The 11,953-nt window shown below is 68.3% G+C and carries 11 protein-coding genes; 2 read left to right on the top strand and 9 right to left on the bottom strand.

Translation table 11 applies throughout. The features are described 5' to 3' along the window. Window positions 1-28 precede the first annotated feature (28 nt). The 9 genes from ABN273_RS47620 to ABN273_RS47580 form a co-directional block, all read right to left on the bottom strand. Complete coding sequence (locus ABN273_RS47620; protein WP_349456231.1) at window positions 29-808, bottom strand: ABC transporter permease; 780 nt, start codon at window positions 806-808, stop codon at window positions 29-31. Further along, window positions 805-1,815, bottom strand: a complete 1,011-nt coding sequence (locus tag ABN273_RS47615; protein ID WP_349456230.1) for an ABC transporter substrate-binding protein — start codon at window positions 1,813-1,815, stop codon at window positions 805-807. The genes ABN273_RS47620 and ABN273_RS47615 overlap by 4 nt, the downstream gene beginning before the upstream one ends. 6 nt (window positions 1,816-1,821) lie before the next feature. Then, window positions 1,822-2,589, bottom strand: coding sequence for an ABC transporter permease (locus ABN273_RS47610; RefSeq protein WP_349456229.1), 768 nt, complete (start codon window positions 2,587-2,589; stop codon window positions 1,822-1,824). Further along, complete coding sequence (locus ABN273_RS47605; RefSeq protein ID WP_349456227.1) at window positions 2,586-3,359, bottom strand: ABC transporter permease; 774 nt, start codon at window positions 3,357-3,359, stop codon at window positions 2,586-2,588. The genes ABN273_RS47610 and ABN273_RS47605 overlap by 4 nt, the downstream gene beginning before the upstream one ends. Then, window positions 3,356-4,342: an ABC transporter substrate-binding protein gene (locus ABN273_RS47600; protein WP_349456226.1), complete on the bottom strand. Its 987-nt coding sequence runs from the start codon at window positions 4,340-4,342 to the stop codon at window positions 3,356-3,358. Before ABN273_RS47600 ends, ABN273_RS47605 begins: the two co-directional genes overlap by 4 nt. Window positions 4,343-4,434: 92 nt before the next feature. After that, entirely contained in the window at window positions 4,435-5,883 is a 1,449-nt protein-coding gene (locus ABN273_RS47595; RefSeq protein ID WP_349456225.1) for a dihydroorotase, read from the bottom strand. Between the two features lie 14 nt (window positions 5,884-5,897). After that, window positions 5,898-6,674 (bottom strand): ABC transporter permease, encoded by a 777-nt coding sequence (locus ABN273_RS47590; RefSeq protein ID WP_349456224.1) that lies wholly within the window; start codon window positions 6,672-6,674, stop codon window positions 5,898-5,900. Beyond that, window positions 6,671-7,480 carry an ABC transporter permease gene (locus tag ABN273_RS47585; protein ID WP_349456223.1) on the bottom strand — a complete coding sequence of 270 codons (810 nt, stop codon included), beginning with the start codon at window positions 7,478-7,480 and terminating at the stop codon, window positions 6,671-6,673. Before ABN273_RS47585 ends, ABN273_RS47590 begins: the two co-directional genes overlap by 4 nt. After that, window positions 7,477-8,352 (bottom strand): ABC transporter substrate-binding protein, encoded by an 876-nt coding sequence (locus ABN273_RS47580; RefSeq protein ID WP_349456222.1) that lies wholly within the window; start codon window positions 8,350-8,352, stop codon window positions 7,477-7,479. Before ABN273_RS47580 ends, ABN273_RS47585 begins: the two co-directional genes overlap by 4 nt. A 638-nt stretch (window positions 8,353-8,990) precedes the next feature. Between ABN273_RS47580 and ABN273_RS47575 the strand changes: the two genes are divergently transcribed. Both ABN273_RS47575 and ABN273_RS47570 read left to right on the top strand, forming a co-directional pair. Then, complete coding sequence (locus tag ABN273_RS47575; RefSeq protein ID WP_349456220.1) at window positions 8,991-11,708, top strand: sensor histidine kinase; 2,718 nt, start codon at window positions 8,991-8,993, stop codon at window positions 11,706-11,708. Beyond that, the coding region (locus ABN273_RS47570) for a roadblock/LC7 domain-containing protein (protein ID WP_349456219.1) at window positions 11,705-11,953 on the top strand (249 nt) is incomplete at its 3' end. The genes ABN273_RS47575 and ABN273_RS47570, both read left to right, overlap by 4 nt.

Below are 11,953 nucleotides of genomic sequence, written 5' to 3'. Positions count from 1 at the left end.
GCCTCACCCTCTCCCACAGCTCGGGGCCTCATGAGGCGGCCCCGCTACGCGCCCGGTGCCAGCGGAACACGCGCCGTTCGGCGGCCGTGAACAGCAGGTTGGCGGCCAGCCCGATGAGCCCGGCCCACAAGGGCGCCGCCAGCATGCGGTCGAGCCGGTTCGCGCTGCCGGCCAGCGACTGGAACGCGCCGATCCCGCCGTCGCCCGGCGCCAGCAGCTCCACGCTCACCGCGACGATCAGCGTGACCGACACGGCGATCCGGATGCCGGTCGCGATGAACGGCGCCGCGCTCGGCAGGCTCACCCGCAGCGCCACGGCGACCGGCCCGAAGCCGAAGCTCCGCAAGGTCTCCTTGGCCAGCGGGTCCACGTCGGTCAGGCCGTACAACGTGTTGATCAGCACCGGCCACGTGCAGGTGTAGACGACCAGCGCGGTCTTGGCGTCCTGGCTCTCGGTGAACAGGAACATCGCGATGGGGATCAGCGACACCGACGGGATCGGCCGCAGGAACTCCACCAGCGGCCGCACCGACCGCTCCACGAACGGCACCGTCCCGAGCAGCAGCCCCGCGGGCACGGCGACCGCCACCGCGATCGCCAGCCCGCTCGCGCACGCCGCCAGCGTGGCCAGCACGTCGGCCCTGAACTCCGCCTCCAGCGGCAGCTCCGCCGCGGTGGCGAGCACGGCCGACATGTGCGGCACGACCTCGGGGACAAGCCCGATCCGCCCGGCCAGCTCCGCGAGGGCGATGAAGGCGGCGATCCCGAGCGCTCCGAGCGCCGCCCGCCCGAGCCGGTGTTCGATCATCCGCTCACGGGCGCGAACAGCTGCGCCGCGTCCACCTTGGACTTGAGGTAGCCGTAGCCGTGCAGCAGGTCGGCCAGCTTCTGGACGCTGGCCTGGTCGGCCTGCATCGAGAACGTGCCGAGCGTCATCGCCGCCGCCGCGTCCGCCGGGATCTGCGTGTACGTCGGCACCACCTCGTCGATCGCCTTCCTGTCGGAGCCCGCGATCTGCTGGGCCTTGGCCAGGGCGCGGTGGAAGGCGGCGGCCGTCTTCGGGTTCTTGGCCAGCCAGTCCTCGGCGACACCCCACCCGTCGATCGGCACGCCGGCCGTCACGCCGCTGGTGGTGTCGATGATCTGTGTCGCGCCGCCCTTCTTCGCCGCGGTCAGGAACGGCTCAACCAGCCAGGCCGCGTCCACCTTGCCCGAGGACAGCGCGGCGAGCTGGTCGGCGAACTGCACCGGGACGTACTTGACGTCCTCCGGCTTGAGCCCGGCCGCCTGCAGGTGGGCGTTGGTCAGTGTCTGGCCGAGCGCCTTCAGCACGTTGACCGCGATCGTCTTGCCCTTGAGATCGGCGGGCGCCTTGATCGGCGAGCCCTTGGCCACGACGACGCCGGCGACGTTGGGGGCGGCCTCCTGGCTGTGCTGGAAGAGCTTGAGCTTGGCCGCGCCGGAGTCGTTGATCGCCATCAGCGACACGTAGCTCGTCAGGAACGCGTCCATGCTGCCGTTGAGGATCTTCGGCATGACCGCCTGCGGAGCCTGGATGATCTCCGTCTTGACGGTCAGGCCCTCCTCCTTGAAGAAACCGCGCTTCTCCGCGATGAACAGCGGCGCGGACGACGGCACCGGCACCACGCCGACCAGCAGCTGGGTCTTCTCCAGCCCGCCGGAGGACGCGGTGCCGCCCGCGCTTGTCTGGCCGCCGCCGCCTCCTCCTCCGCCGCACGCGCTGATTGTCAGCGCGATCGCCATACCCGCGACTACGAACCTGGCCAGCTTCATCGCCACTGCCTTTCCAGTCATGAGGGTTCACGGACTACCGGTGGCCTGCCTGTGCCAGACGAGCACGCGGCGCTCGGCCAGTACGAACAGGGAGTTCACGACGTAGCCGAGGGTGCCGAGCAACGCGATCGTCGCCCATACCCCCGCCCCGTCGAAGCTGCGCTGCGCGTTCAGCAGCTGGTAGCCGATGCCGTCGGTGCCGCCGATGAGCTCGCTGATCACCATGAGGATCAGCGCCAGCGACAGGCTCAGCCGCAGCCCCGCAAAGATCTTAGGCGAGGCGGCGGGGAAGATGACCATGCGCAGGCGCTGCAGCCTCGACAGGTTGAAGACCGTGGCCGTGTCGGTGTACGTGGGGTCCACCGACCTGACGCCATCGATCGAGTTGAGCAGCACCGGCCAGACCACGCCGAACACGATGGTCGCCAGCTGCGTGGTCAGCCCGGCGTGGAACAGCACGAGGAACACCGGCAGCAGCAGTGGAGGAGGCACGGCCCGGCCGAACTCGATCAGCGGGTCCACGTAGTCGGTGGCCGTGCGCGAGCGCCCGAGCAGCATGCCCGCCACGATCCCGATCAGCGCGGCCAAGACCCAGCCGCCGAACATGCGGCCGAGGCTCGGCAGGATGTTCGCGATCGCGTCCTCGGTCAGGAACGCGCGGGCGGGCGGACCGGAGAACCACAGCTCGTGCATCCGGGCCGCGATCTTCGTGGGCGGCGGGAAGTCCGTGTCCCCGATCGCGCGCCCGGCGATCTCCCAGACGGCCAGCACCACGGGGACCACCCAGAGCCTCACGGGTTCGCCCCCGTCCGCGCGTGGTGCCAGCGGAACAGGCGGCGCTCGCCGGCGAGCAGGATCACGTTCGCGAGCACGCCGAAGACGCCGGCCCAGAACGTCGCCGCCATCATGAGGTCCATCCTGTTGCCGCTGCCGGCCACGTTGACGTAGACGCCGATTCCGGCGACGCCGCCGGCCACCAGTTCGGCGCTGACGGCCAGGACGAGCGCGATCCCGGCGGCGATCCTGATTCCCGTCGCGACGAACGGGGCCGCGCTGGGCAGGCTCACCCTGGCGAGTACGGCCAGGTGGCCGAAGCCGAAGCTGCGCAGGGTGTCCTTGGCCAGTGGGTCCACGTCGTGCATGCCGTACAGGGTGTTGATCAGGATCGGCCACATGGACGCGTACACGATGACCGAGACCTTCATCAGCTCATCCACCGGGATCAGCAGGATGGCGAGCGGGATGATGGCCACGGAGGGGATCGGGCGCATGAACTCGAGCACGGGCCGGATCGCCCGCTCCACCGGTGACAGTGCGCCGAGCAGCACGCCCGCGGGCACGGCCACCGCGATGGCGATCAGCAGGCCGAGCGCCCAGTTGGTGAGCGTGGTGCCGACGCCGGCCAGGAACGCGGCGTCCGCCGGGAGGCGCGCGGCTTCGTACAGAATGGCCGAGGGCGGCGGAAACAGGAGGTTCTCGCTCAGGCCGAAGCGGATGACCAGCTCTCCGGCCACGAGGAACACCGCGGCGCCGACGGCGCCGCGGTGCAGGCGCGCACCGGTCATCCGCCCGCCGGCGCCGCGATGAGCGGCTTCACGTCGATCGGGCCCCTGATGTACCTGTACTCGAGCATGAGGTCGGCCACCTTCTGCAGCCGGGCCGCGTCCAGCATGCTCGGGTACGCGCCCAAAGTGATCGCCGCGGCGGTCTTGGCGTCGATCTTCGTGTACGTCGGCAGCTGGGCCTCGATCTCCTTGCGGTCGATCGAGGCGAGCTGCTGCGCCTTGGAGATCGCCCGCTGGAACGCGGCCAGCGTCTTCGGGTTCTCCTTCGCCCACTCCTCGGTGGCCATCCAGCCCGCGATGGACAGATCCGCCGTCTCGCCGGTCATGGTGTCGGCGATCGTGCGGAAGCCGAGCTTGCTCTTGTTGGCGGTGATGAACGGTTCGGTGATCCAGCCCGCGTCCCCCTGCCCGGTGCTGATCGCGTTGCCCATCTCGGGGAACGGCTTCTCCGCGAACTTGACGTCCGTCTCGCTGAGCCCGGCCGCCTTGAGCTGCGTCGTGACCGCCAGTGTGGCGATGTTCCTGAGGTTGTTGACCAGGACGGTCTTGCCCTTCAGGTCCGCCACCGTCTGGATCGGCGAGTCCTTGGGGACCATGATCTCGAAGGTGTTGGGAGCCGCCTGGTACATGTCGGCCACCAGCTTGAGCTTCTTCCCCTGGCTGACGGCCAGGAACATCGAGACATAGTTGGTCTGCGTGATGTCCAGTGCGCCGCTCTCGATCTGCGGCAGCGCGGCGGCGCCGCCGGTGATCGTGACCGGCTCCACCGTCAGGCCCTCTGCCTGGAAGTAGCCCTTCGCCTTGGCGATGTAGAGCGCCACGGGATCGGGAATGGGCAAGGCACCGACCTTGATGGTCGTCTTCTCCAGGCCGTCGCCGCCGGCTGGCGCGCTCGGGGGCGCGCCGCCCTCGCTGCAGCCGGTGAGCGCGAGGGCGGCGGCGAAGCCGAGCGCGAGTGCGGAACGACGCAGTCTGCGTGCCATGGGGGGTTCTCCTGTTGGGATCGGGAGAGCGAGACACGTTACTTTGCGTGAGCGTACCTGAGGAGTGATCGAATTGGCAGGCGCATAAGCTTTCAGGCGGGCCGTGGCAGGTAGCGGCCCACCGGCCGACCGACGATCTTGCCGGCGTCCAGCACGTGGTTGCCGCGCACGAACGTGTCGGTGACCTTCGCGGTCAGCTCGACCCCCTCGAACGGCGTGTACTCCTGCGTTGACTCCGAATCCTCGGCCCGCACGGTCCAGGTGTGCCCGGGGTCGACCAGGCAGATGTCGGCGTCGAAACTGGGCGCGATCGTGCCCTTGGTGCGCAGGCCGTACCGCTTGGCCGGGTTCCACGATGTCAGCGCGGCGATCCTGCCGTACGGCAGGCCCCTGCGGCGCCCTTCGGTGATCAGTCCGGGCAGCAGGTACTCGGCGCCGCCGAACCCGGCCTTGGCCAGGAAGACGTCCTCGCGCGGGTCGCCGAACTTGAGCTCGTCGCGGCAGCAGGCGTGGTCGCTGACCACCCAGTCGACAGTGCCGTTGAGCACGTGCCCCCACAGGGCTTCGACGTCCTCGCGCGGCCGGATCGGCGGGTTCACCTTGCCCCCGATGCCGCTGGCCGTGTCGATGTCGGCGAGCAGGTGACCGATCGTGACCTCGCGGCGGAAGTCGATGTGCGGGAACGTCGCCGCCATGCGCACGGCCGCGTCCAGGGCTTTGGCGGAGGACAGGTGCAGGAGATTGACATTCGCCAGCCCCGTCTCGTGGGCGAGGTAGGAGGCGATGAAGACGGCCAGTCCCTCGGAGTGCGGCGGGCGGGAGGCGCTGTAGGCGGCCAGCCCGCTCAGGTCTCCGGCTTCCTCGACGAGCTTCGTGTACGCGGTCATGATCTCGGCCGTCTCGCAGTGCAGCGACAGCGAGATCTCGCTCGCCAGCTCGGGCAGGCGTTCCCTGGCCGCCTGCACGCCGCGCATCACGAACTCGAAGTGCGCGTAGTCGTAGCGCTCGCCCTCCGGCAGCATGAGGAACGCGCGCTGGTCGTCGGAGCGCCCGTGCAGCCCGTGCCCGCCGTAGAACATGAAGATCTTGAACGACGGGACCCCGAACCGCTCCACCAGCTCGGGCAGCTCGCCGATGTGTCCCCTGGACATGGGCGCCAGGTGGAACCCGTAGTCGATGTAGGCCCTGCCCTCGGCCTGCCCGAGCACCTCCGGGAAGAACTCGGCGTAAGGGCCGCCCCTGTTCAGGTAGTACTGTCCGGTCCGCATGTACGTGAGCGCGGTCGTCACGCCCCCCTGGGCGCTCGCGCGGCTCTCCCACTCGGTGTCCTCCGGCAGCGGGTTGTAGATGCCCCAGTGCTGATGGGCGTCCACGACTCCGGGGAAGGCCAGCTTGCCGCCGCCGTCGATCACCTCGCCGGCCCCGGTCAGCCCGGGCTCCACCCGTACGATGCGGCCGTCCGAGACGGCGATGTCCGCGTCGACGGGCTCGTCCCGCTCGTGGGTCACGACCTTCACGTTCTTCAGCAGCAGCTCTGTCACAGGGATGGTCTCTCCTAAGCGATGCGGTGGGCGTCGCGGTGCCAGGCCAGCACGCGCCGCTCGACCATGAGGAACAGGGAGTTGAATGCGAAGCCGAGCACGCCGAGCAGCAGGACGCTGGCCCAGATGGCCGGCATGTCGGCGTTGCCGCTGGCCAGGTTGAGGAGGTAGCCGATGCCTTCGGTGCTGGCCTTGAGCTCGGAGATGACCATCAGGATCAGGGCCAGCGACACGCTCAGGCGGAGGCCCGCGAAGATCTTCGGTGCCGCGGCGGGCAGGATGATCCGGAAGAACCGCAGGTGGGCGGGCACGCCGAAGACGGCGGCGGTATCGATCTTCAGGTCGTCGAGGTTACGTGCGCCGTCGATGGAGTTGAGCAGGATCGGCCAGATGATGCCGAAGAGGATGGTCGCGACCTGCACCTGCGTGCCCATCTGGAAGAGCACGAGGAAGACCGGGAGCATCACGGGGGGCGGCACCGCCCGGCCGAACTCGATCAACGGCTCGACGTAGTCGGCCAGCCAGGCGGTCCTGCCGATCGCGACGCCGAGGGCCACGCCCACGACCACGGCGACGGCCCAGGACCCGATCACCCTGATCAGGCTGGGCACGAAGTTGCCGACGGCCTCCTCGGTGAGGATGTACGGTCCGGAGAACCACATCTCGTACATCCGGGACAGGATCACGGTCGGTGCGGGGAAGTACGGGGTGGCGAGCGATTTCGCCAGCAGCTCCCAGCCGGCGAAGACGACTGGGACCAGCCACAGCCGCTTGACCAGTGTGCGGATCATGCCTCTCGCCACCTGAAGAGCCGGCGCTCGGCCCGCATGAGCAGGGTGTTGACGACGATTCCTATCGCGCCGGCCCACAGCAGCACCGCGACGACGTCGATCATCGCGTCCATGCCGATGCCCGTGCTCGCCTCGATGAGGAAGCCGCCGATACCGCTCGAACCACCCACGATGTACTCCACGCTGATGGCCAGGATGAGGGTGATGGAGGCGGCCAGCCGTACGCCCGTCGCGATGAAGGGCGCCGCGCTCGGCAGGGAGACGCGCCAGATCACCGCGCCGACTCCGAAGCCGAACGAGCGCAGCGTCTCCTTGCCCACCGGGTCGACGTCGCGCACGCCGTACAGGGTGTTGATCAGGATCGGCCAGGAGGCGGAGAACACGATCAGCGCGATCTTGGCGTTGATCTCCGGCTGGAAGAAGAACAGCGCCAGCGGGATCAGCGCGACCGAGGGAATGGGGCGCAGGAACTCCACGAACACCCGGGTCATCTCCTCGACCACCGGGACCGTTCCCAGCAGCAGGCCGATGGGGACGGCGACCAGGATGGCGAGCGGCAGCCCGATGGCCGCGGTGATGAGCGTGCCCCCCAGGTCCTCGAGGAAGTCCGGGTCGACGGCGAGCTGGGCCGTCCTGGCCAGTGTGTCCGCGGCCGGCGGCAGCCATTTGACCAGGCCCCACATGCCGAGAATCTGCCAGGCAAGCAGAAAACCCGCCACGCCGGCGGCGTGACGGGAGATCTTGAGGAGCTTGGCGCGCGCGAGCGGGACCCGCTCGCGCCGCGCCGGACTGATCGTGCTCATCATCCCTGAGAGGCTGAGTAGATCATTGAGTTGACGTCGATCTTCTGCTTGAGCATGCCCGCGTCGAGCATCAGGTCGGCCACCCGCTGGATGCGCTGAGCGTTCAGCGAGGTCGGGTAGTTGCCCAGGTTGATGGTGGCGGCGGTCTCAGCCGGGATCTTGGTGTAGGTCGGCAGGATCTTCGTCACCGCGCTCCGGTCGGTGGCCGCGATCTGCTGGGCCTTGGCCATGGCCCGCTGGAAGGCCGCGAGCGTCTTGGGGTTGTTCTGGGTCCACTTCTCGGTGGCCGCCCAGCCCGTGATCGGCAGGCCGTCAGTCGGGCCGGACATGGTGTCCACCAGCATGGTGGCGCCGAGCTCCTTCTTCGCCTGGCTGACGTAGGGGTCGGTCATCCAGACGGCGTCCACACTGCCCTTGTCCAGCGAGGGGATCCACTGGTCCGTCGGGACCACGACGTAGTTGACGTCCTTCTTGGGGTCCAAGCCGGCGATCTTCAGGTGGGGGCTCATCGTGAGCGTGCCAAGACCCGCGGCGACGTTGACGCCGATCTTCTTGCCCTTCAGGTCGGCGACCTTCTTGATGGGCGAGTCCTTCTTCACCATGATGCCGAACGCCTTGGGCGCACCCTGGTAGGAGTCGGCGATGTACTTGAACTTCTCGGTGCCCGCCTCCTGGATGGTCAGGATGGTGGCGTAGCTGCCGAGCACGACGTCCATCTGCCCGTTGGAGAGCTTGCCGAGGACCGCCTGAGGAGCCTGGATGGCCTCCTGCTTGACGTTGAGGCCCTCCTCCTTGAAGAAGCCGCGCTCAAGGGCGATGAACAGCGGCGCCGAGTCCGCACCGGGGTACTGGCCGATCAGCAGGTCGGTCTTCATACCGGCGGCGGCGCCAGAGCTTCCTCCCTTGTTGTCCGAGCTTGAGCACCCAGTTGCGACGAGGGTGGCAACAAGCCCAACCAGGGCAGTACGCCCTAATGCACCGAACCGCATTGCGGGGTCTCCTTTTGAACCGGGGGGTGACGCTGACGGGGGTGTTCAACAACGCTGGCACCCTAGCGCAGGCCGTAGTTCCGGAGGGAGCAAGGCCATCGGAAATTAACAAGATATATCCACATATATGACCATTTTGATTCATTTGTCCGATTGTTCTGGGGTCCCAGCCTTGACTATTGATGCCTGGGGAAGGTGTTGTGATTTGCGTAATATGTAGGGCTGTGTATCGACTGTGATCTTTGCGGCCTTGGCCGATCTCTGGTTGATGTGCTCCAATTAGCTCTCGCCCCAAGGGTGCGTCGGCGTCACACGGTAACCGTGTGCATGACGTGATCTTCGTGCACAGAGCATCCGAGGAGAGGTTGCGGAGGCAAGTGAAGACTGTTGTCCCCTCTGCGGGCGGTGATCAGGGCTTAATAGAGGAAGCCCCACGACGTGCGTCCCGCGGGCCGAAGACGCCTGTGCCGAGGGGCGCAGCCGGCAGGCGAGCGGGGGGCCGCTTCTCCCTGCGTAACTGGCGAGTGCGCTCCAAGCTGCTGGTCCTGGTCCTCATTCCGACCCTCGCGGCGCTCGTGTTCGGTGGCCTGCGGGTCACCACCTCGATCGCCACCGCCGGCGAGTACGCCAAGGTCAACGAGGTCGCCGTACTGGCGAGCCGGCTGACCGCCCTCGCCCACGACGTGGAGCTGGAGCGCGACCTCACCGCTCGATACGTCGCTCAGGGACGCAGGAGCGGAAACCAGGCTCCGTCGGATGTCGCCGCTCAGTACGAGACCGTCAACAAGCTCGTCACCGAGGTCAGGCCCGGTGTGGAGACGCTGGCGAAGTCCGACAGCGCCCAGGCGCCGGAGGCCCTGCGCATCAAGAACCGCCTTGACGAGCTCGCCACCTCCCGTAAGACCGCGATCGAGTCCCAGCTTGACGTGAACTCCGTTATCGGGCTTTACGACCGGACGATTTCGGACCTGCTCTCGCTGAACGATCAGATCGACCAGGGCGCGGTCGACAAGGACCTGTCCGCGATCGGCGCGGGCTTCGCCGCCCTCGCCAGGGCCAAGCAGTACGTATCCACCCAGCGCGCGCTGCTCGTGGCGGCCCTGGCCACCAGGGAATTCGGCCCGGATGAGCTCGACGCTTACATCGCCGCCCGCGCCCAGAAGAACAGCGAGCTCGCCACCTTCAGGTCGCAGGTCCCGCTCGAGCTCCGCCAGGGGTACGACGACATCGTCAGCGGCAGGGCCGTGGACCGCGCCGAGGTCATCTCCGCCAGGGCTCTGTTCCTGCAGGACGAGGGCCTCCCCGTGTCGGACGTCAAGCTCGGGCTCACCCGTGACGGCAAGAGCTGGTTCAGCGCCATCAGCGAGACCATCGACGGGATGCGCAAGGTCGAGCAGCAGGCGGCCGACTCCATCGTGCTGCGCAGCCGCGCCCTGGAAGGCGCCGAGCAGCAGAGCGCGGTGATCGTCGCGGGCGCGATCGTGGTCCTGCTCATCCTCGTGCTGCTGGTCACCGTGTTCATGGCGCGCCTGCTGAGCGGCCCGCTGCGCAGGCTACGCAGGGAAGCCCTGTTCATCGCCGGCCGCAGCCTGCCCGACACCGTGCGCCAGCTCCGTGAGGCCGAGACCGTCAGCGACAATGTCGACGTTCAGCCCATCGGCGTCGCCTCCAACGACGAGATCGGTGAAGTCGCGCGGGCGTTCGACGAGGTGCACCGCGAGGCCGTGCGCCTCGCCGTCGAGGAGTCCAGGCTGCGCAGCAATGTCAACGCGATGTTCGTGAACCTGTCGCGGCGCAGCCAGACGCTGGTCGAGCGGCAGATCACCTTGATCGACGGGCTGGAGCAGGGCGAGCAGGACGAGCAGCGGCTGGGGAACCTGTTCAAGCTGGACCACCTGGCCACCCGTATGCGGCGTAACAGCGAGAACCTGCTGGTGCTCGCGGGTCAGGACCCGCCCCGCCGCTGGAGCAAGCCGGTCAAACTGGTGGACGTGGCTCGCGCGTCGCTGTCGGAGGTCGAGAACTACGAGCGGGTGGTGCTCCAGGTCCCCGACGGCGTCGCGGTGGTCGGCCAGGCCGTCAACGACGTCATCCACCTGATCGCGGAGCTGGTGGAGAACGCGCTGTCGTTCTCGCCCCGCGAGACCAGGGTGACGGTCTCCGGCAGCAGGATCGACGGCGGCGGCATGATGCTGTCGATCAGCGACTCCGGCATCGGCATGACGCAGGACGAAATGGCGCAGGCCAACGACCGGCTGACGAACGCTCCCACCGTGGACGTGTCGGTGTCACGCCGCATGGGCCTGTTCGTGGTCGCCAGGCTGGCGCACCGGCACGGCATCAGGGTGCAGCTGCGCCCGCATGGCACAGGCGGCCTGACCGCCATGGTCCTGATGCCGGAGGCGCTCCTCGGCACGCAGTCCCCTGCGTACACGGCCCCCAGCGGCACCGGCATGGGGACCCTGGACTCGTACGACGAGGGCTTCGGCGCTCGCCAGCCCATGCAACCCCCGACGCCGCCACCCGCTACCCAGTGGGGCGGGGGAGGCTACCAGCCGGGACCTGGGCACCCCTCGTTCCCCTCTCAGCCGTCATTCCCGTCCTCGCCGGGCATGAACGTGGGCTGGCCGTCCGAACCGCGCGGCAGCAGCGGCGGCGGCTACGACACCTCAGACGTCTGGGTGCCGTCGCGCAACTCCAACAGCCGGCCGGGTGATTGGGAGCCCGACAACAACTCCTTGCCGAGGCGCTCCTCCTTCGGCGGCGACCAGATAGACGTGGGGCAGCAGCCGAAGTACCACTTCCCCGAGACCGAGTCGGCGGCGACCGGCCCCATCCCGGCCGTGAAGCCTGCCTCCTCGGGCGATGAATACCTCCCGATCTTCGCCTCGGTCGAGTCGGCCTGGTTCGACCAGGGAGCCGAGAACGGTGGCACCTGGGGCTCGGAGAGGGCCGATGCGGGCTGGAGCGCGGCCGAGGCTGTGGTCGAGCCGGTGCGTGACGGTTCGACGGCCGCGGGGCTGCCCAAGCGGGTGCCGAAGGCGAACCTGGTGCCCGGCTCGGCCGACACCGTCTCGGCCCCCAAGGGGGTCGCCCCCATGCCGTCGGTGTCGCCGGAGCGGGTGCGCAGCCGGCTTTCGAGCTTCCAGCAGGGGTTCAGAGCGGCACGTGACGACATCAGCGAGGGCAGGACGTATCCCGCCGGTCCGAGAAGTGTTGAAAGCAGGGATGAGCGCGCATGAATGACTTGAGCCAGTCGGCACGTGGGGTGGACTGGTTAATCACCGATTTCGTCAGCAGCGTTCCGGGTGTCGCGCACGCGGTGGTCGTTTCGTCGGATGGGTTGCCGTTGGCGGCTTCGTCGGGTTTTCCGGCTGATCGGGCTGATCAGTTGGCTGCGATCGCGTCGGGTCTGGTGAGCTTGACGCAGGGTGCGGCCAGGGTGTTCGAGGGTGGTGCGGTCAATCAGACGATCGTGGAGATGCAG

Source organism: Nonomuraea sp. B19D2 (assembly GCF_040137845.1).
Classification (GTDB): domain Bacteria; phylum Actinomycetota; class Actinomycetes; order Streptosporangiales; family Streptosporangiaceae; genus Nonomuraea.
This window is presented reverse-complemented; position numbering and strand designations above follow the sequence as displayed.